Source organism: Bacillus velezensis, assembly GCF_001461825.1.
Classification (GTDB): Bacteria; Bacillota; Bacilli; order Bacillales; family Bacillaceae; genus Bacillus; species Bacillus velezensis.
The window spans coordinates 278,757-297,858 of the sequence record NZ_LLZC01000020.1 but is presented as its reverse complement, the minus strand read 5'-3'; the positions used below and the strand labels follow the sequence as shown (position 1 = coordinate 297,858).

The 19,102-nt window shown below is 48.8% G+C and carries 23 protein-coding genes; 21 read left to right on the top strand and 2 right to left on the bottom strand.

Annotated features, from left to right (window positions below; translation table 11 throughout):
- Positions 1-28 precede the first annotated feature (28 nt).
- On the top strand, positions 29-304 hold the full coding sequence (locus tag AR442_RS16585; RefSeq protein WP_042635591.1) for a hypothetical protein: 276 nt from the start codon (positions 29-31) through the stop codon (positions 302-304).
- Positions 305-334: 30 nt separating this feature from the next.
- Here the strand turns inward: AR442_RS16585 and AR442_RS16580 are convergent, their stop codons facing one another.
- Positions 335-1,147, bottom strand: coding sequence for a bifunctional hydroxymethylpyrimidine kinase/phosphomethylpyrimidine kinase (locus AR442_RS16580; RefSeq protein WP_044802428.1), 813 nt, complete (start codon positions 1,145-1,147; stop codon positions 335-337).
- A 149-nt stretch (positions 1,148-1,296) separates the two neighbouring features.
- On the opposite strand from AR442_RS16580, the gene AR442_RS16575 reads away from it, so the two are divergent.
- From AR442_RS16575 to AR442_RS16540, 8 genes are all read left to right on the top strand, one after another.
- A complete protein-coding gene (locus AR442_RS16575; protein ID WP_003150960.1) occupies positions 1,297-1,635 on the top strand; it encodes a PadR family transcriptional regulator in 339 nt (112 codons plus the stop codon).
- Entirely contained in the window at positions 1,628-2,263 is a 636-nt protein-coding gene (locus tag AR442_RS16570) for a permease prefix domain 1-containing protein (RefSeq protein WP_021494753.1), read from the top strand. The genes AR442_RS16575 and AR442_RS16570 overlap by 8 nt, the downstream gene beginning before the upstream one ends.
- A gap of 44 nt (positions 2,264-2,307) precedes the next feature.
- Entirely contained in the window at positions 2,308-2,835 is a 528-nt protein-coding gene (locus AR442_RS16565) for a hypothetical protein (RefSeq protein ID WP_017418661.1), read from the top strand.
- Between the two features lie 85 nt (positions 2,836-2,920).
- Entirely contained in the window at positions 2,921-3,727 is an 807-nt protein-coding gene (locus AR442_RS16560; protein WP_007407698.1) for a glycosyltransferase family 2 protein, read from the top strand.
- A gap of 14 nt (positions 3,728-3,741) precedes the next feature.
- Positions 3,742-4,425, top strand: coding sequence for a uracil-DNA glycosylase (locus tag AR442_RS16555; protein WP_012118732.1), 684 nt, complete (start codon positions 3,742-3,744; stop codon positions 4,423-4,425).
- Positions 4,426-4,581: 156 nt separating this feature from the next.
- Positions 4,582-4,908, top strand: coding sequence for a YwdI family protein (locus AR442_RS16550; protein WP_228285649.1), 327 nt, complete (start codon positions 4,582-4,584; stop codon positions 4,906-4,908).
- Positions 4,909-4,926: 18 nt separating this feature from the next.
- Positions 4,927-6,246 carry a purine/pyrimidine permease gene (locus tag AR442_RS16545; RefSeq protein ID WP_053285328.1) on the top strand — a complete coding sequence of 440 codons (1,320 nt, stop codon included), beginning with the start codon at positions 4,927-4,929 and terminating at the stop codon, positions 6,244-6,246.
- Between the two features lie 63 nt (positions 6,247-6,309).
- Positions 6,310-6,681 (top strand): DUF423 domain-containing protein, encoded by a 372-nt coding sequence (locus AR442_RS16540; RefSeq protein ID WP_053285329.1) that lies wholly within the window; start codon positions 6,310-6,312, stop codon positions 6,679-6,681.
- 46 nt (positions 6,682-6,727) lie between these two features.
- Here the strand turns inward: AR442_RS16540 and gerQ are convergent, their stop codons facing one another.
- The gene (gene gerQ, locus AR442_RS16535) at positions 6,728-7,324 is read right to left on the bottom strand and encodes a spore coat protein GerQ (protein ID WP_014419171.1); all 597 of its coding nucleotides are present in this window, start codon (positions 7,322-7,324) and stop codon (positions 6,728-6,730) included.
- Positions 7,325-7,604: 280 nt separating this feature from the next.
- Between gerQ and AR442_RS16530 the strand changes: the two genes are divergently transcribed.
- From AR442_RS16530 to AR442_RS16475, 12 genes are all read left to right on the top strand, one after another.
- Positions 7,605-8,375 (top strand): glycosyltransferase family 2 protein, encoded by a 771-nt coding sequence (locus AR442_RS16530; protein WP_003150972.1) that lies wholly within the window; start codon positions 7,605-7,607, stop codon positions 8,373-8,375.
- Positions 8,376-8,379: 4 nt separating this feature from the next.
- The gene (locus tag AR442_RS16525; RefSeq protein WP_053285330.1) at positions 8,380-9,804 is read left to right on the top strand and encodes a capsular polysaccharide export protein, LipB/KpsS family; all 1,425 of its coding nucleotides are present in this window, start codon (positions 8,380-8,382) and stop codon (positions 9,802-9,804) included.
- Between the two features lie 22 nt (positions 9,805-9,826).
- Positions 9,827-10,996 (top strand): DegT/DnrJ/EryC1/StrS family aminotransferase, encoded by a 1,170-nt coding sequence (locus AR442_RS16520; protein ID WP_053285331.1) that lies wholly within the window; start codon positions 9,827-9,829, stop codon positions 10,994-10,996.
- Complete coding sequence (locus tag AR442_RS16515) at positions 10,997-11,860, top strand: GNAT family N-acetyltransferase (RefSeq protein ID WP_053285332.1); 864 nt, start codon at positions 10,997-10,999, stop codon at positions 11,858-11,860.
- Complete coding sequence (locus AR442_RS16510; protein WP_007614529.1) at positions 11,860-12,981, top strand: N-acetylneuraminate synthase family protein; 1,122 nt, start codon at positions 11,860-11,862, stop codon at positions 12,979-12,981. Before AR442_RS16515 ends, AR442_RS16510 begins: the two co-directional genes overlap by 1 nt.
- Positions 12,974-13,714, top strand: a complete 741-nt coding sequence (locus AR442_RS16505; protein WP_014721972.1) for a cytidylyltransferase domain-containing protein — start codon at positions 12,974-12,976, stop codon at positions 13,712-13,714. The genes AR442_RS16510 and AR442_RS16505 overlap by 8 nt, the downstream gene beginning before the upstream one ends.
- Before the next feature lies 1 nt (position 13,715).
- A complete protein-coding gene (locus tag AR442_RS16500; protein WP_014419165.1) occupies positions 13,716-14,720 on the top strand; it encodes a PseG/SpsG family protein in 1,005 nt (334 codons plus the stop codon).
- Positions 14,721-14,747: 27 nt separating this feature from the next.
- Entirely contained in the window at positions 14,748-15,485 is a 738-nt protein-coding gene (locus AR442_RS16495) for a sugar phosphate nucleotidyltransferase (protein WP_014419164.1), read from the top strand.
- A 2-nt stretch (positions 15,486-15,487) separates the two neighbouring features.
- Complete coding sequence (gene rfbB / locus AR442_RS16490; RefSeq protein ID WP_014419163.1) at positions 15,488-16,435, top strand: dTDP-glucose 4,6-dehydratase; 948 nt, start codon at positions 15,488-15,490, stop codon at positions 16,433-16,435.
- 20 nt (positions 16,436-16,455) lie between these two features.
- Positions 16,456-17,304: a dTDP-4-dehydrorhamnose reductase gene (gene rfbD / locus AR442_RS16485; RefSeq protein ID WP_015418465.1), complete on the top strand. Its 849-nt coding sequence runs from the start codon at positions 16,456-16,458 to the stop codon at positions 17,302-17,304.
- Positions 17,301-17,756 carry a dTDP-4-dehydrorhamnose 3,5-epimerase family protein gene (locus AR442_RS16480; protein ID WP_003150986.1) on the top strand — a complete coding sequence of 152 codons (456 nt, stop codon included), beginning with the start codon at positions 17,301-17,303 and terminating at the stop codon, positions 17,754-17,756. The genes rfbD and AR442_RS16480 overlap by 4 nt, the downstream gene beginning before the upstream one ends.
- Positions 17,757-18,114: 358 nt before the next feature.
- Positions 18,115-19,041 (top strand): ABC transporter ATP-binding protein, encoded by a 927-nt coding sequence (locus AR442_RS16475; protein ID WP_025649399.1) that lies wholly within the window; start codon positions 18,115-18,117, stop codon positions 19,039-19,041.
- Positions 19,042-19,102 lie beyond the last annotated feature (61 nt).

Sequence of the window (19,102 nt, the reverse complement as noted above, 5' to 3'; positions counted from 1 at the left end):
ATCTGTGCTATTCTTCAAACGAAAGACTATGATTCCAGGAATAAAAGGAGTTGTTTTCTCAGTTTTGAAAAATCAGAAGATGACGCCGAAATGTTTACTTGTCAAAGCCGCAGAGCAAGTGGAAGATAAGCGGGAAGAATATAAAGAAGTATTGCTTCAGCTGAATCGCATGCTCAAGAGGGCTGAGCCGCACAATGAATGGAGTGATCGGCTGATGCATACATATGAACAGATGAAGGAATATGCGCTGTTTGTGCAATCGATTGAGATGTTTTTACGGTCATCCGCGAAAAAAATGAAATAATCCCCCTCGATCATGAGGGGGATATTTATTTTATTTTCCGCTAAGACGCATCGCCGAATGTTTAGTCGGTCCGATGTATTGGTTCAGCGGGAAGGATTCTTTGATTGCCGCGGTGATAAATTCTTTTGCCGAATAGATGGCTTCCTTCACTTCAGCGCCTTTGGCCAGTTCTGCCGTCACGGCGGCGGAGAATGTGCATCCGGCTCCGTGTGTGTAAGGTGTATCAATCATTTCGCTTTCTAATACTTCCGCGGTTTCTCCGTCATACAGCACGTCGATCGCTTTTTCATGTTTCAATTTGCCTCCGCCTGTAATCAATACATATTTCGCGCCGAGTTCGTGAATTTTCTTGGCCGCTTCTTTCATGTCTTCCACTGTTTTTAATTCATCCATACCGCTCAGCTGGCTTGCTTCAAACAGGTTTGGCGTGATGACGGTTGCCAGCGGCGCCAATTGGGTGCGAAGCGCTTCGGCATGCTCCGGATACAGCACTTCGTTCGCTCCTTTGCAGACCATGACAGGATCGATAACGACATTCTTCAGCTGTTTTTCTTTAATCGTTTTCGCCGCAAGCTCTATGATCTCCACGGTAGGGAGCATTCCCGTTTTCATGGCGTCTACGCCGATTCCGTCAACAATCGTCGCCAGCTGTGCGCGAATCGTATCGGCATCGATCGGAAATACTTGATGATCCCAGCTGTTCTCCGGGTCCATCGCTACGATCACGGTCAAAGCCGTCATTCCGTATACGTTTTTTTCTTGAAATGTTTTTAAATCGGCCTGAATTCCCGCGCCGCCGCTGGAATCAGAACCGGCAATAGTAAGTGCTTTGTGCATTGACATATCAATGGCCTCCATCAGTGTTTTATATCTCATTATAGTTAGATTTTCTCCCGATCACAATACGGAAGGCTTGGAGGAATGATTTGACAGCCGCAGGGGATGTGCGTACAATACCTACATAAGAATACTAGGTAAGGGTGAGAAAATAAATGCTCAACAGGGAGCTTGTAAAGGGAAGCACGGTCATTCTGGTGCTGACGCTGCTGAATGAACGGCCCATGTACGGGTATGAACTAGTGAAAGAAATGGAGAAAAGAAGCGGGAATGAACTGCAAATGAAGGAAGGCACGCTGTACCCATCGCTTCATAAGCTTGAACGCCAAAGCTATATTTCTTCTTACTGGGAAAAGCAGACCAAAGGGCCGGACCGAAAATATTACCGGATCACCGATGAAGGAAAAAACATTCTAGCCGAACGGACGAAGGAATGGAATCTGTTCTCTGCTCTGATGGACCGGATGCTGAAGCGGGGCGGGCAGAATGGATAAAGACCTTTATGTGCAGGAAATCAGAAAAGGGCTGGAAGGCAAGGCCGGAAGCCGTGAATTATTAAAAGAAATCGAAAGCCATATTCATCATGCCATATGTGATCATCTGGAAAAAGGCAAAACCGAAAGCGAAGCGATGGCGCTTATTCTGCGGGAAGTGGGGACTCCGTCTGAGATTATCTCTGCTTTTCAAAAAGCTTCGGCGGTGCCCGCGCGGACTTTTATGTTCTTTTATCTGTTCTGCAACTGCGGTCTTTTTGTGATGGGGGCGATGATTACGATGATGCACGCGTGGAGGATTCATCCCGCTGTTGACGCGCTGTGGAAAGGAATTTCCGTGTCAGTATGGCTGATTATGATCGGTTATGTGCTGTATTGGTTCCAAATCGGCTATCAAGCTGGCAAGGAGTTCGGGGCTGGCGGCAAAAAGCTTGCTGAGCGGACGGTATGGGCTTCAATGGTGCCGAATCTATGTTTTATGTTTGTCTTTTTGTTCAATCTGGTTCCGGCTGGGCTGTTTCCTTCGGCGGTCACACCGAGTTTTGCGGCAGTATGCGCCGTTGTGACGGTATGTTTTCCGTTTTGCGGCAAAATAGGTTTTTACGCAGGCAGGCAGAGACTTGCCTGATCTTTTTCACTATATACATAGGGAATCTATATAGGGGTGTTAAAATGAGATTAGGTTCGTGGATGTACGGCGCGTGCGCCCAAATAACCGTTACCGTATTTACCGTCTGCGGCTTGGTTCTTGCATTGCCCGTTGTGAGTCTTTTTATTATGGTTTTGAATGGGATGCAAGACGCTATTTTTGTTGTTTTCAGTATTTTGCTTCTTCTATTGTTTTATGCGCTGGGATGGATTTGGGCCGTTTCGTTTGCGCGTGAGTGGAAGGTGAAACTTTTCGAGCTGCAGATCAGTTCGCTCATTCCGCTGGCGGGTATATTATACTTGTACATTGACAGCGGGGTGAGTATACCGGAACTGATTCATGATTGGCATGAGGATGGATGTGCGCTTGTCCCGCCGGCTTTTGTCTGCTTGTGCACATGCTATGCGATGGTGTTGGTGCCTGTTTATCAATCAAAACTTTGGAACGCCATGGAGGCGGGCAGACTTAATGCCAAGGCGGTATGCACTGTTTGGGGAGACCTTCTGATCATTCTCGTTTTGCTGGCGGGCATGACCTGGATTTGTTTCTGAATGGGCCGAAATCAAAAATCCCCCCTGATCTCTCCGCCGCTTTATGTTTTAATAGAACATGAGAAAAAAGCAGAAGGAGCGGGTCATGAATATATCAATTGTCATAGTCACGTATAACCGGATTCCGGCTTTGTGTGAGCTGCTGGAGTCGATTTCCATGCAGACCATAAAGCCTTATGAAGTGATCATCGTAAATGATGCCGGGGAATCGGTCGAACAAGCGAAGCAGCTGTACAGCGATCTGCCGATTCAGATTATTGATTTAGAACAGAATGCCGGACATGTGGAAGCGCGGAACGCAGGTGTGAAAAAAGCGTCGGGTGATTGTATCATGCTGTGCGATGATGATGATTTCATTACGCCGGGCCATTTGGAAAGAATGGCGGCTGCACTTGCTGATGCGGATTTTGTCCATTCTGACGCGGAAATTGTGTCATTTGAAGAACGGGGCGGCACGAGATACCCGGTGTCACGAAAGCCGTTCGCCTATACGGCGGATTATGCGGATATGCGGGTGTTTTCCACGTACGTTCCGTCAGGCAGCATGTACAGGCGTTCTCTGCATGACACGTTAGGGTATTTTGATCCGGATGTCCATAATTATTGGGACTGGGACTTTTATTTGCGCGCCGCGAAACAGCACCGTGTGAAGCGTGTTCCTTGCGCGAGCGTCATATATGCGTTTTTTGAGGGAGGCGGCAATCAGTCCGCGGATCTCGGCGGCAAACGGAAGCGGTACTTAGACCGGTTAAGTGAAAAGCACGGGCTTGGGGAGCTCCCGACGAAAAACTTCGCGGTTCTTCTTGAAGAGCCGGACATGAAGAGGCGGGAGGCGCCGACTGACATTGTGTGGGACGGAAAGCCCGTCCATTCAAGACTGCACAGTTCATAAGGGGGACGGACAGTTTGAAACAGCTTTTAAAGGACAGCTGGTGGAATCAGCTGAAAGATGAATTTGACAAACCGTATTATCAAGAGCTGAGAGAAATGCTGAAACAAGAATACAGCAGCCAAACGATTTATCCTGACAGCCATGATATTTTTAACGCCTTGCATTATACGCCCTATGAGGATGTAAAAGCGGTCATTCTCGGACAGGACCCGTATCACGGGCCAGGACAGGCGCACGGGCTTAGTTTTTCCGTTCAGCCCGGGGTCAGACAGCCGCCGTCTTTGAAAAATATTTTCATAGAGCTTCAGGACGATATCGGCTGCTCCGTACCGAACCACGGATCACTCGTCAGCTGGGCGAAGCAGGGAGTGCTTTTGTTAAACACAGTGCTTACGGTTCGCCGCGGTCAGGCCAATTCCCACAAAGGCAAGGGGTGGGAGCGGCTCACCGACCGCATCATTGATGTGGTGAATGAAAGAGAGAAGCCGATTGTCTTTATCCTGTGGGGGCGTCACGCGCAGATGAAAAAAGAGCGCATAGACACATCGAAACACATTATTATTGAATCGACTCATCCGAGCCCGTTTTCGGCAAGGAACGGTTTTTTCGGGAGCAGACCGTTTTCCCGTACAAACGCCGCCCTTGAAAAAATGGGGGAGCAGCCGATCGATTGGTGCATCCCCGACCTGCCGCAATAAACGTTTTTTTTTGAGGCGCTTCCGCCCGGCGGAAGCGTCTTTTTGGACGTTCCGGGCGGTATGCCGTCAGAAAAAATAACAAACTCAATTCTGCGATTCACTCAGAAATTTGATAAAATGCAGGAAGAAGACAAATTACTGCTGGAGGATTTACTCATGAACATACATATCTCTGCTTTGATTCAGAAGATGGAAGAAGAACTGAGGCAGGCGAAAACAGCGACCCGCACCGAGGAAGTCAAAATGCACGCGGCCGCCATCCGCTCTCTGTGTGATGTCGTGCTCGGCACTCAGACGCACACCGCTCCGGAGCCTGTGCAGAATCCGATTCCGAAAGCGGCGCCGAAACCTTCCGCGTCTCCTTCGACAGACCCGCTGCTGCTTGAAAAAATGATGGGCAGCGCCGGGCTGAACCAATATCAGAAAAAAGCGAAAGACGAACATGAGGAAGACGGAAACGGGGATTCCATTTTCGATTTTTAACAGGAGAGGTTGATTGACTTGAAACTGATACTCGGGGGTTTGCAATGGACGGCATTTATGATTGCGGCTGCGATTGTAGTTCCTGTCGCCATCGCACAATCATTTCACTTGAACCATGCCGATTCTGCCGCATTGATTCAGAGCACATTTTTTGTGCTTGGCGTCGCCGCGGTCATCCAATGTCTCCAGGGACATCGTCTGCCGATTAATGAAAGCCCGGCAGGCTTATGGTGGGGCGTATATACGATTTACGGCGGACTGACGGGCACGGTGTTTGCGACATTCGGCGAGACGCTGCGGGCGCTGCAGGGGGCGCTGTTATTAAGCGCTGTCTTTTTCTTTTTGTTCAGCCTTTTTAAAGTGATTGAACGGCTGGCCGTGCTGTTTACGCCGGTTGTGACCGGTGTGTATCTGCTGCTGTTGGTCATGCAGCTGAGTCAGCCGATTGTGAAAGGCCTTTTAGGCATCGGCTATTTAAAAAACAGCGTCGACGGCCTTGTATTCGGGCTCGCCATGGTTGTGACGGCGGCGATGTTCATCATGTCCCGATCGAATGTTACGTTCTTAAGACAGTATGCGATTCTCCTTTCGCTTGCCGGCGGATGGATCTTATTCGCCGTCTTCGGCGCTGCCAAACCGATTCAAATACCGGACCGCGTGATTCAGCTGCCGGCTCTTTTTCCGTTTGGAAAACCCGTGTTTGACAGCGGCCTGATCATTACGTCACTCTTCATTACCGTGCTTTTGATTGTCAACATGCTCGCGAGCATCCGGGTTGTAGAAGCGGCGGTGAAAAAATTCGGCGGCACCGTTGGGAAGCGGCGTGAGCGTCCGGCTGGGTTTGCGGCTTCGATCAGCCACCTCTTGAGCGGACTGTCAGGGGGCATTGCGCCTGTACCGATTTCAGGGGCGGCCGGTTTTATTGAGACGACGAAGCTTCCTTCGAAAAAGCCGTTTCTTTTGGGAAGTGTATTTGTCATGATCATCAGTATGATCCCGCTATTTATGAATGCGTTTGCGAGTCTGCCCTCACCGGTCGGCTTTGCGGTAAACTTCGTCGTTTTCTCCACGATGGCGGGTCTTGCCTTTACGGAGTTTGACTCTTATGAGAAAGCGGAGCAAAAACGAATCCGCTCCATTATCGGTCTGGCGCTCCTGACGGGGGTCGGCGTAATGTTTGTGCCGGAGAGCGCGTTATCAGGGATGCACCCGATCCTGATTTCGCTCTTAAGCAACGGCCTTGTGCTCGGGACGCTGCTGGCGATAGCGATTGACCGAATCCAGCTTATCAAAAAGAAAAAATCCGACAATCTCGTGTCATCGGATGACGGACGTTGAATTTTGCCGATGTTGGGTTATGATTGAATTGGAAACTTTAACGAAAAGGCGGGAGAAAAATAGATGAAAGTGTTTATTATTCTTGGTGCGATTAACGCTTTATTGGCCGTGGCGCTGGGCGCTTTCGGCGCGCATGGGCTTGAAGGGAAAATCCCCGATAAATATTTGCAGGTGTGGCACACAGGCGTGCAATATCATATGTATCACGCGCTCGGTCTTCTGGCTGTCGCGTTTTTGGCCGAAAAGCTCTCTGGCGCAGCAAGCGTTTCTGTTGCGGGCTGGCTGATGTTTGCGGGCATCGTTCTGTTTTCAGGAAGCTTGTACGTATTGAGCGTGACGCAGATTTCCATTCTCGGCGCGATTACACCGCTCGGCGGCGTGGCGTTTATCATCTCTTGGATTATGATTATCGTCGCGGCCGTCAAATATTTATAAAGAAAAAAAGCCAATCCTCTGTCAAGTGAGCGATTGGCTTTTTGATTTATCTCGGAGAATAAGAAGACATGGAGTACGGATAAGTATAAGCGATTTCCTCATCAAACGTGATGTAATCAAGGTAAATGGTCAGAAGCAGATAGCGGGTGCCCGTTTTCGGATCGCTGATGATGATATGGTCACGTCCCGCCGCCTGAATCACACCGCGGAAAATCTTTGAATTCCATTCTTTGCTGTTTTCAAATGTCATATAAATCGTCGCCGTTTTGCCCCGGTTCAACCGCAGAATATTTTCAATGTATGACTCTTCAATCGGCAGCATGCCGGGAACGTTTTGTGACGATGATGGACCTGACGGAATCTGAAAGCTGCCGCCGCCCTGCTGCTGCGGCTGGCCGGGGAACCCCCCGCCGAAGCCCTGCTGGCCCTGCTGCTGCGGCTGGCCGGGAAACCCCCCGCCGAAGCCCTGCTGGCCTTGCTGCATCGGCATTGTCATTTGCTGCTGCATCGGCATCATTTGCGATCCTTGGCCGCCCTGAGGCTGCGGATAAGGATTAGGCCCGAGCTGCGGCTGGTATCCTTGCATATCCATTCCCATCCCCATCCCTTGCATTTGCTGATATTGATTCTTTTTCGGTTTCATATTGTTCCTCCTTTGATGAAAACCTCTTCATGCTGAAACCTCCTGACAAGTATCAGACAGCCGACAGAGAAGCTGCTGTTTTTATCTATTCCACCATATGAGCCCGCAGAAAGATTTATGCGAAAAAAGAAAATACGCTCCAATGAGTCCGGACATCAGAGCCGGCTTTTTTTGTGCGCGCAATGCTGACTTTTCACATAATAGTCTGTATTCCTATCGCATCTTCCGCATAATGAACATATGATAGCGGTAGTTTCAGGTGCGAAAAGGGGGTGACGAGTTGCCTAAAGTGTCAGTGATCATGACGAGCTATAACAAAAGTGACTATGTGGCCCGCTCTATTAAAAGTATTCTGTCTCAGACGTTTACGGACTTTGAGCTGTTCATTATGGATGACAACTCAAATGAAGCGACATTGGCGGAAATACGTCCTTTTCTCACGGATGACCGCGTCCGGTTTTATCAAAGCGATGTATCGGGCGTCAAAGAAAGAACGGAAAAAACACGCTACGCCGCCTTGATTAATCAGGCAATAGAAATGGCGGAGGGCGAGTACGTGACGTATGCGACCGACGACAACACGTATGTGCCGGAACGGCTTGAGAAAATGGTGAAAGAGCTTGATGAAGACCCGGAAAAAGCCGTCGTGTATTCAAGTTCCAAAACCTATCATCTGAATCAGCGGAAAGAGACGGTGAAGGAGACGGCCAGGCCCGCCGAACGGATCGTGTGGAACGCGCCGTGCGCCATTGACCATTGTTCGGTCATGCACCGGTTTTCCGTGCTGGAACAGGTCAAATCGGCATTCGGTTCCTATTGGGATGAAAGCCCCGCGTTTTACCGGATCGGTGACGCCCGTTTCTTCTGGAGAGTGAATCATTTTTATCCGTTTTACCCGATTTCTGAGGAGCTTGATATCAATTATATTACCGATCAATCCATCCATTATCAGCTTTTCGCGGCGGAGAAAAACGAGTTTGTGAACAGCCTTCCGCAGCAGACCACGTGCCGGGAGCTGAGAGAATCATTAAAAAAGCTTGGAAAGGGGTGAGGGCTTGTCGGCATACTTAGCGAATTATTGGGTGCTGTACCGGCAGTATATTGACCTTTTTCAGTCACTTCGCTACAAAGACATCCCGCTCGCATTGATCAGTAATTTTTATCAATATATCAGTCCGGCGCTTCGGGAGAGCATGGAGCAGAACCCAGAGCTTTTCGGTCCGGCTGATCAGCATATTCCTGAAGCCGGTATACAGCCATATTATGATCAAAAAAGGCAAAACATTAAGAAAACAGATGAGAAACCGGTAAACGGAAAAGTCATTCTGCATTTCGATCATCTTCGGTTCACCGAGGGAAACTACCGGCAGTTTGATCCGGCAAAAACAGCGGTACTGGCCAGATGGAGTCTGCCTGACCATTACGGGCTGCCCGTTATCTGCAAATTGGAGCTGACGGGAATGGGGCAAAAAGGGAACCCCGTCCCTTATATTGAAAAAGCCCATTCCATTTTGAAAGAGCTTCACAGCCATCCCGCTTTCGGAAACAGAGAATTTCAGGAACGTTTGTATAAAGACATTCCATTATTTATTGAAGCGATTGACGCCGTTGATATTTTGTTTACGGCCGAGAAGATTTCCGCCGTTGTAGTCGGCACGGCGGAGGATATTTACAGCCGTGTGCTGGCGCTGATGTCAGCGAAAAAAAACGCCGTCAGCATCTGTCTGCAGCACGGAGCGCTCATGGGAGATGAAGCGTTTCTGCCCGTATTTACGGACTATCAGGCTGTATTCGGGGCTTATGAAGCGGAGTGGTATAAAGCAAAAGGCTGCAGGGATGAACAAATCATCATCACGGGGCATCCCCGTTTCGACGAGATTTTCTCAAGAGAGCCGATAGATCAAGACACGTTTTACCGCAAACTTTCTTTTCTCCCGTCACAGCGGACGGTGCTGATCGCCACGCAGCCGTTTTCTGATGAATTTTATACGGGCGTGCTTGAAAAGCTTGCCGGCCAAAAGAACATGCAGCTCATTATTAAACCGCATCCGTGGGAAATCGGCAAAAACAAGCTGGATGCTTACAATCAGGTGCTGCGGAAATATAAAGCAGGAAAAATCATCAAAAAAGAGATGGAGCTGTATGATATTCTCCCGTATGTTGACACTGCGGTGACACAGACATCAACGGTCGGTCTTGAAGCGATGCTGTTTCAAAAGCCCGTGCTGATCGGAAAATCAGCGGGAACCCGCCGATACCCTTATTATCATTCACTTGGAGAATTTGTTTTTGAGGACCCGCAGGCACTCGCTCAGGAATTAATCCGGATATGCGAAAGCCCCGCGGAATATCAAAAAGCGGAACAGGCGCGCCGTGCTTTTGTCGCCGCGAACTACCCGGTTCAGGATTCGCTTGCCGCTTTATGCCAAGTGCTTCAGGAAAAAACCGGAGTCAGCTTCAGACGGGTTGACCCTTCATAAAAAAGATAGGAGCGCAAAGAAAATGGTGCAAAAAAGATCAGCTTTTCTTCCTTATTCATTGCCCATGATCGGGAAGGACGAAATTCAGGAGGTTATTGATACGCTTGAATCGGGCTGGCTTTCAAAGGGACCGAAAGTAGAGGCGTTTGAAAAAGCCTTTGCCGCATGGACGGGGGCAAAGCACGCGATCGCGCTGAACTCATGTACCGCCGCTTTGTTTTTGACCCTGAAAGCGAAAGGGATCGGTCCCGGCGACGAGGTCATCACGTCTGCCGTGACGTTCAGTTCTACAGCCAATACAATCGTGCACACAGGCGCCGTTCCGGTGTTTGTTGACATCGATCCGCTTACGCTGAATGCGGACCCTAAAAAAATTGAGGCGGCCGTCACCCCGCGGACAAAGGCGATTGTACCCGTTCATTTCGCCGGCCAGTCGTGTGATATGGATGAGATTCTGGCCATTGCCGAAAAGCATCAGTTATTTGTCTTAGAGGATGCCGCACATGCCGTGTATACCACTTATAAACAGAAAATGATCGGATCAATCGGTGATGCGACGGCATTCAGCTTCTACGCGACAAAAAACCTGGCAACCGGTGAAGGCGGCATGCTGACGACGGACGATGACGGGCTTGCCGATCAGATCAGGGTGCTCAGCCTTCACGGCATGAGCAAAGGCGCGTGGAACCGCTATTCTTCAAACGGAAGCTGGTACTACGAGGTCGAAACGCCCGGCTATAAAATGAATATGTTTGATCTTCAGGCAGCGCTTGGGCTTCATCAGCTGAAACGGATTGACAGCATGCAGCAAAGAAGAGCCGACATTGCGAGCCGCTACCAAGACGCCTTCAGACACATGAAAGGGCTGACCATCCCGCATGTCAGTGATGACGGACGGCATGCATGGCATCTGTATGTTCTTCAAATAGAGGAGCAGGAGGCCGGGGTCAGCCGGAACGATCTGATTTCCGCTTTAAAAGACCAATATCATATCGGCACAAGTGTTCATTTTATTCCGGTTCCGTTCCATCCGTATTATCAAAAAACGTACGGATATAAGGAAACTGACTTTCCGGCCGCGGCAGCGTATTATCACCGCACCGTGTCACTCCCTCTTTATCCGTCAATGACAGATGACGACGTTGAATACGTCATTGCAGCCGTTACGGATATCGTCAAAGGGGCTGATTAGGTGTACAGACTGAGGGAAAATCTTGCTCAGGACATGATTCATGCCTTCCTGCATCAGAAGGGCATCCAGCCGGAAGCCTATGAATCGTCGCTCTGTTTATTGGAAGAAAACAGCCTTCAAGGCGTGATTTTATATGAAAACTCTTCGTGGGAAAGTCAATTGTTCCGAAAAAATATCATCAATGTGAAGCTTGCAGCCGCAAACAGCACCGGTCAGCTCAAAAGGCTGTTTCAGGAATTTTACGCGGCAAGGCGGGCGGCAGGCACTGATTTTATATTTATTAAAATACCGGCTGAAGATATCGGCGCGATGCAGGTCGTTCAGCAGCTTCCGAACGCTTATTTTGTAGGGAGTCTGCTCAAGCTCGTCAGCCCGGTGCGTGTATATAACAGCACGCCGCCGTTTGAGATTACAGAAGCCGGACCCGGCGACATGGAAGCGATCAGCCGGCTGGCCCGCGACGCCTTTACAAAAAGCAGGTATTACCAAGATCCCCGCCTCAGCTATGAAAGTGCAAACCGCCTGTTTGAAGAGTGGGCGCGGAATAACGCGGGAGGCAGAGCTTCGTTACAATTCGCCGCCACATATAAGGGAGAGACCGTGGGCTTTGTTCAGGGGCTGTCTAAAGGCGATGAATTCGTCCTTGATCTGATGGCGGTAAAGCCAGGCTTTGAAGGAAAAGGAGCGGGATTCCATTTAGCGGCGCACGTGATTGAACAATCATTGCGCTTTCAGCATAAGACTGTATCAGCGGGAACGCAGCTCCACAATGTAAGAGCCATCCGCCTGTATGAAAGAATGGGATTTAAAGCGGATGCGTCCTATTACTACTATCATGTGTGGCCCGGGAAGGAGGCGGACTGATGGCATCATGCAAAATCGGAACGAAGTCAATCGGCGAAGGTTCGCCCGTATTCATCATCGCCGAAGCCGGAATTAATCATGACGGAAAACTGAGCCAGGCGTTTGAATTGATAGATGCGGCCAGTGAGGCCGGCGCGGACGCGGTCAAGTTCCAAATGTTTCAGGCTGACAAAATGTATCAGAAAGACCCCGGCTTGTACAAAACCGCTGCGGGAAAAAACGTCTCTATTTTTTCTTTGGTGCAATCAATGGAAATGCCCGCCGAGTGGATCGAACCGCTGCTTGAATATTGTAAGAAAAAAGGCGTGCTGTTTTTAAGCACAGTATGTGACGAAGGCTCTGCCGACTTACTGTATGCGACTTCCCCTTCAGCCTTTAAAATCGCCTCCTACGAGCTGAACCATCTGCCGTTATTGAAATATGTCGCGGGGCTGAAGACCCCGATTATTTTTTCCACCGCGGGCGCTGATATTTCAGATATTCAGGAGGCTTATCAAACCATTACCGGCGAGGGGAACACAGAAATTGCGATCATGCATTGTGTGGCGAAATATCCCGCGCCGCCTGAATACAGCAATCTGAGCGTCATTCCCATGCTTGCCGCCGCATTCCCGGATGCTGTGATCGGTTTCTCCGATCACAGCGCCCATCCGTATGATGTGCCGTGCGCGGCTGTCAGGCTCGGAGCGAAACTGATTGAAAAGCATTTTACGATCGATAAAAACCTGCCCGGTGCCGATCACTCCTTCGCCCTCAATCCGGATGAATTAAAAGAAATGGTTGCGGCGATCCGCTCAGTTGAAGCGGAGCTGCGGCAGGGGCATCACGCTCCGGTTCCGGAAGTGCTGTCGGGAAGCTCCCATAAAACGACGACACCGATTGAAGGGGATATCAGAAGGTTCGCTTACAGAGGCATTTTTTCAACAGCGCCGATTCAAAAAGGCGAATGTTTTACGGCGGAAAACCTTGCCGTCCTTCGTCCCGGCCAAAAACCGCAGGGGCTCCACCCGAGATATTTTGAGCTTTTAACTGACGGCGCGCGTGCGGTCAGGGATATCCCCGCCGACACGGGCATCACTTGGGATGACCTTTTGACGAAAGGCAGCCCATATGATGACTGACATTTTGTTTATCATTCAGGCGCGGATGGGAAGCGGGCGTCTTCCCGGTAAAGTGCTGAAACCGATCGGCGGGTATACGATCCTCGATATGATTGTCAAAAGGGTTCGGCAAAGCGCGTATTATGATCAATCGCGGGATAATCTGATCGTCGCCTCGTCTGACAGCAAGACCGACGACATTCTGTCTGCGCACTGCCTCAGCAAGAACTACCGTGTGCACCGCGGCAGCGAGCAGCGCGTGCTTGACCGGTTTGCACAAGTCATCGAACGAGTAAAACCGGACATCGCAGTCAGACTGACGGGGGATAACCCGTTTGTCGACCCTTCGCTGCTTGATTTTCTGATTCAATCGCATTTAGATCAGCACGCAGACTACACGTATATTTGCGGTACACCGCTCGGCATCGGCGGCGAGGCGGTAAACGCGCGCCTTTTAACAGAGATCAATGCCGACAAAACGCTGGCGGACAAATATCAGGAGCATGTCACGCTTTTAATAAGAGAATCCTCTGAGAAGTACCGGCTTCTCTTTCCTGAGCCCCCGCAGGAACTCCGGGCTCCTCACTTGCGGCTGACCGTCGATACAGAAGAGGACTACAGGCTGGCCCGCGAGCTGTACGTAAAAGCGGGCTCGCGTCCTGATATTCCGGCAAGAGAATTGATCCATCTGCTGAATAGTGATCCGGAGCTCAGGGCCATTAATCAAATGATCCGGCAAAAAGAGGCTGATTAGCATGCGGGTTTTGATTTTCGCGGACGGGGGCCGTGACATCGGCATGGGGCACGCGGTCCGGATGAAGCTGCTTGCCGGTGCCATTAAGAACAATTGCGCAATAACGTTCTACACAAATAAAGAGGCTTCTTCTTATCTGTCTTCTGATCAATGGGAAGTGATCATCAAGCCTGACAAGGGACAGAAGGAATTTATTGTCCGGGAAATAAACAGGCAGGCTCCTGACCTTCTCATATTCGATCTGCTCGATATGCCGTGTGACTGGTTAGCGGAAGTCAAAAAGCATTCATCGGCACGTATCGTCTTATTTGAAGAAAAACGGGAACATGTCATTCATTTATGCGATGCCGTTATAAACGGCATTTACGGAGGGCTGAAAAGCCGGACGGTTCAAATGGGCGGCGCCGTTGTATATGAAGGCCCGGAATATATCATTCTTCATCCGGGTTTTGAAAAAGCAAAGCAGCTCTATCAGCTGAGAAAAGAATGCCGGACCATATTGGTCTCATTAGGAGGAAGCGACCCGAAGAAGCTTGTCTTTAAAGTGATGGAAGCATGCCGCCGCATCCCCGATATTCAGCGAAAACGAGTGATCATCGTCATGGGCGGCGCCGCGCCTCATGCTGATGGCGTGGGCGCGCATCTTACACAAATGCCTTATGCCGAGATGGTAAGGCAGACAAATGACATGGCCGCGCTTCTTTCGAGGGCTGATATGGCCGTCGTGTCCGGCGGGATCACTTTATATGAGACCATTTGTACGGGTGTGCCCTGCATCGTACTTTCTCAAGTGGAGCATCAAACTGAGACGGCGGAAAAATTCGCCGCACGGGGGGCCGCCGTTCATCTCGGCCTTGGTGAATGCATATCAGCGGACGTTCTCGCACGGCATATGTCTGACATGGCCGCTGATTATCCGATGCGGTCCGGACTTCATCAAAACGGAAAGCCGCTGGTTGACGGCAGGGGCATCAAACGGGCGGCGGCGATTCTTTATGATTTGTGATAAAACCACACGTAAGGAAGTGTTCATGTGAAAGGTGTTATCTTAGCCGGAGGCACCGGCTCACGCCTTATGCCGCTGACAAAAGCGGTCAATAAGCATTTACTCCCTGTCGGTCCATATCCGATGATTTACTGGTCGATCATGAAGCTGGAAGAAGCGGGGATTACGGATATCTTGCTGATTACGCAAAAAGAATATATTCCGCAATTTCATAAACTTCTCGAAACCGGAGAAGAACTCGGCGTCTCAATCACATATCAGGTTCAGCCAGCCGCATCCGGCATTTCCGACGGTTTATCATACGCAAAGCGGTTTACCGGGCGCGATCCGTTCGTTCTGCTTTTGGGAGATAATATTTTTGAAGATTCATTAAAACCTTATACGGAGCGTTTCGCAAAGCAGGGAAAAGGAGCGAAAGTGCTGCTGAAAGAAGTGGACGATCCGGAGCGCTTCGGCATCGCCGAGATTGATGAGAAAAACAAACGGATCAAGTCGATCATTGAAAAGCCGGAGCAGCCGCCGACCAGACTATGCGTCACAGGGATCTACATGTACGACGCAGAAGTGTTTTCTTATATTGAACAAATTTCCCCTTCAAAACGCGGCGAACTGGAAATTACGGATGTCAATAATTTATACATTGAACACAGTGAGCTGACGTATGATGTGTTAACGGGCTGGTGGGTGGATGCGGGCACGCATGAATCGCTTTACCTCGCCGGAAGCCTGGCGCATCAGGCAATACAGAAAGGACAGGAGCATTAATCATGCCAAAATCATATTTAATTACAGGCGGCGCCGGATTTATCGGCCTTACCTTCACAAAGATGATGCTGAAAGAAACGGACGCGCAGATTACCGTCCTGGATAATCTCACGTATGCAAGCAGGCCGCTTGAAATAGAAGCCTTAAAAAAGAACGGCCGTTTCCGTTTTATCAAAGGTGACATTTCTAAAAAAGAGGACATTGACAAAGTCTTTTCCCACATGTATGACGCTGTCATTCATTTTGCGGCTGAATCCCATGTGGACAGAAGCATAAATCAGGCAGAGCCGTTCATCACAACAAATGTGATGGGCACATACCGACTGGTGGACGCGGTGTTGCAGGGAAAAGCCGGCAGGCTGATTCACATTTCCACAGATGAGGTGTACGGAGATTTGGCGCCGGATGATCCCGCTTTTACAGAGACGACGCCGCTTTCTCCGAACAATCCGTATTCCGCCAGCAAGGCAAGCTCAGACCTGCTCGTCATGTCTTATGTGAAAACTCATAAGCTTCCAGCCATCATTACAAGATGCAGCAACAATTACGGGCCGTACCAGCATCATGAGAAAATGATTCCGACCATTATCAGGCATGCCGTAAACGGCACGCCGGTTCCGCTGTACGGCGACGGGATGCAGATCAGAGACTGGCTGTTTGCCGAAGACCATTGCCGCGCCATTAAGCTCGTCCTGGAAAAAGGAACGCTCGGTGACATTTACAATATCGGCGGAGGAAATGAACGGACGAATAAAGAGCTTGCGTCATTTATCATGAAGGAGCTCGGTGTCGAGGAACGGTTTGCTCATGTCGAAGACAGAAAAGGGCATGACCGCCGTTACGCCATCAATGCTTCAAAGCTGAAAAATGAGCTGGGATGGCGGCAGGACGTCACATTTGAAGAAGGAATGAGAAGAACCATTCGCTGGTATACAGACAGCCAAGACTAATCGGAAAGAAGGGGATCCGATTGACGAAGGTATTAGTAACCGGAGCGGCCGGCCAGCTGGGACGGGAGTTATGCCGCCAGCTGAAGCGGGAAGGGTATGAAGTGATCGCCTTGACAAAAGCGATGATGAACATATCCGACCAGCGTTCGGTGCGGCACTCGTTCAGCCATTACAAGCCGGATATCGTCGTCAATACGGCGGCATACACCTCCGTTGACAAATGTGAAACGGAACTCGACAAAGCGTATTTAATAAACGGAATCGGCGCTTATTATGCCGCGCTTGAGGCTGAAAACACCGGCGCGAAATTCATTCACATCAGCACCGATTACGTCTTCAGCGGCAAAGGAACACGGCCATACCAGACCGACGATCCCGCAGATCCGGGCACGATTTACGGAAAAAGCAAAAAACTCGGCGAAGAACTGATCCGGTTAACGGGAAAAAACCACACCATTATCAGAACATCGTGGGTGTACGGCAGCGGCGGGCACAACTTTGTCAATACGATGCTGAAACTTGCGGATACACATGATCAGGTGCGTGTCGTTAACGATCAAGTCGGCGCACCGACGTACACAAAGGATTTAGCCGAAACGGTGATCGGTCTGTTTGACAGGCCGCCGGGCTTATATCACGCCGCAAACAGCGGAGTGTGCAGCTGGTATGAATTTGCCAAGGCTATTTTTGAAGAAAGCGGCAGAACCGCCGCCGTGCTGCCCGTCACGACGGAGGAATACGGAAATGAGACGCCGCGCCCCGCTTATTCGGTGTTGAGTCTTGAGTCGATTGAACGGCAGGGGCTCGGCATGAGGCATTGGCGGGAAGCGCTGCATGATTATTTACAAAGGGAGGGACAGTGCAAGTGATCGAAGGCGTAAAAATCAAAAAGCTGATCAAACACAGCGATGACCGGGGTTTTTTCTCAGAACTCGTCCGTGACGATGAACATCTCTTAGAGCGTTTCGGGCAGGCTTCCTGGTCCAAAAGCTATCCCGGCGTCATTAAAGCATTTCACTATCATGAGAAACAGGATGACCTGTGGTTTTTTCCGACGGGTCACGCCCAGGTCGTGCTCCATGACCTTCGCGAAGAGTCGGCAACCAAGGGAGAAACGGATGTCTACTACATGGGAGAAGACAATCCGATGCTCCTTCTCATTCCCAAAGGCGTCGCACACGGGTACAGAGTGCTGGGCGAAACCCCGCTGACCATTATTTATTTCACGACGATGTCCTACAATCCGGATCAGCCTGACGAAAAAAGAATTCCGTGGAATGATGACACCATCGGATTTGACTGGCAGACGGCTCACCGGTAGCGCACAAGACGAAGACAGCGGATGTCTTCGTTTTTTTGTGCTGATGTTAGCATTTGCTGTGAATGGAGCTAGTGAATAAGATACGACCGTCGACTATCATGATTGCTGGCCTGAAGGACAATTTCATCAAAAATGTCTTGGAAGATGTCGGTTAATCCTTAATGGAACCAAAAATTAAGAGATTCTTATTTTCTTCTCCTATGAAGAACATACATCCTAAAAAACAATAAATGATTTATAGAATGGGGATAGGATTAGGATTTAATTAGAAAAATCTTAAGAAAAAAGTAATATTTGCTTAAGGGAAAAGAGAACTTTCCTTTATATAGTAGGAGTATATATGGAAAGGGGAAAGCGAATGACATACATCTTAAAAACGAGTCAGCTTACAAAAACATTTAAAGGAAAAGAAGTTGTTTCCGGGGTTAATATGCACGTGAAAAAAGGGGAGATTTATGGATTCTTGGGTCCCAATGGTGCAGGTAAAACAACCATTATGAAAATGATTACCAATTTAATCAAGCCAACAAGTGGGGAAATAGAAATTTTCGGTGAGAAATTAACAGATACGTCATTTGAAGTTTTAAAACGAATGGGCACCATTATTGAATATCCCATTTTCTATGACAACCTCACTGCTAAAGAAAATTTAGATTTCCATTGTGAATATATGGGCTATTACGATAAAAAATCCATTGACCACGCTATCGAGCTTGTAAAGTTACATAATATTGATAATAAAAAAGTGAAAGAGTTTTCTTTAGGAATGAAACAAAGGTTAGGAATAGCCAGAGCTATTTCTACAAGACCAGAACTTCTCATTTTAGACGAGCCGATTAACGGTCTGGATCCAATAGGTATAAAAGAGTTGAGGGATCTCTTTAAGTTACTTTGCAGAGAATATGGAATTACATTATTAGTCTCCAGTCACATTTTAGCCGAAATGGAACAAATGTCAGATACTGTTGGTATCATACAGAATGGCAAGTTAATAAAAGAAGTTTCTATGAAGAGTATAAACGGAAAACAAACAGAGTATGTGGAGGTAAAAGTCCAAAATATAAAAAAAGCGTTATATATTTTAGAGCAAAATCTGGGGATAAGAAATTTTAAAATGATTGACCAGCAATTAATTCGTATCTATGAAACAGCAGTTACACAACAAGAAATCTCTAAAGCACTTATTCTGAATGACATTGGTATAGAAAGTATAAATAAAAAACACAGTTCTTTAGAAGAATACTTCTTAAATTCTATGAATGGGGAGGGAATACACACTAGATAGATTGCCCGTCTGTGTTATGCACCTATTTGCATTGTCTTAAATTCTTCTGCTGGAGGCTATT

What these genes read in the sequence shown, in the direction of transcription:
- AR442_RS16550 (WP_228285649.1), top strand. Translation starts at nt 4,582, where the DNA reads ATGAACATACATATCTCTGCTTTGATTCAGAAGATGGAAGAAGAACTG.
- AR442_RS16540 (WP_053285329.1), top strand. Translation starts at nt 6,310, where the DNA reads ATGAAAGTGTTTATTATTCTTGGTGCGATTAACGCTTTATTGGCCGTG.
- gerQ (WP_014419171.1), bottom strand. Translation starts at nt 7,324, where the DNA reads ATGAAACCGAAAAAGAATCAATATCAGCAAATGCAAGGGATGGGGATG.
- AR442_RS16560 (WP_007407698.1), top strand. Translation starts at nt 2,921, where the DNA reads ATGAATATATCAATTGTCATAGTCACGTATAACCGGATTCCGGCTTTG.
- AR442_RS16565 (WP_017418661.1), top strand. Translation starts at nt 2,308, where the DNA reads ATGAGATTAGGTTCGTGGATGTACGGCGCGTGCGCCCAAATAACCGTT.
- AR442_RS16505 (WP_014721972.1), top strand. Translation starts at nt 12,974, where the DNA reads ATGACTGACATTTTGTTTATCATTCAGGCGCGGATGGGAAGCGGGCGT.
- AR442_RS16570 (WP_021494753.1), top strand. Translation starts at nt 1,628, where the DNA reads ATGGATAAAGACCTTTATGTGCAGGAAATCAGAAAAGGGCTGGAAGGC.
- AR442_RS16520 (WP_053285331.1), top strand. Translation starts at nt 9,827, where the DNA reads ATGGTGCAAAAAAGATCAGCTTTTCTTCCTTATTCATTGCCCATGATC.
- AR442_RS16475 (WP_025649399.1), top strand. Translation starts at nt 18,115, where the DNA reads ATGACATACATCTTAAAAACGAGTCAGCTTACAAAAACATTTAAAGGA.
- AR442_RS16500 (WP_014419165.1), top strand. Translation starts at nt 13,716, where the DNA reads ATGCGGGTTTTGATTTTCGCGGACGGGGGCCGTGACATCGGCATGGGG.
- AR442_RS16580 (WP_044802428.1), bottom strand. Translation starts at nt 1,147, where the DNA reads ATGTCAATGCACAAAGCACTTACTATTGCCGGTTCTGATTCCAGCGGC.
- AR442_RS16575 (WP_003150960.1), top strand. Translation starts at nt 1,297, where the DNA reads ATGCTCAACAGGGAGCTTGTAAAGGGAAGCACGGTCATTCTGGTGCTG.
- rfbB (WP_014419163.1), top strand. Translation starts at nt 15,488, where the DNA reads ATGCCAAAATCATATTTAATTACAGGCGGCGCCGGATTTATCGGCCTT.
- AR442_RS16510 (WP_007614529.1), top strand. Translation starts at nt 11,860, where the DNA reads ATGGCATCATGCAAAATCGGAACGAAGTCAATCGGCGAAGGTTCGCCC.
- AR442_RS16585 (WP_042635591.1), top strand. Translation starts at nt 29, where the DNA reads ATGATTCCAGGAATAAAAGGAGTTGTTTTCTCAGTTTTGAAAAATCAG.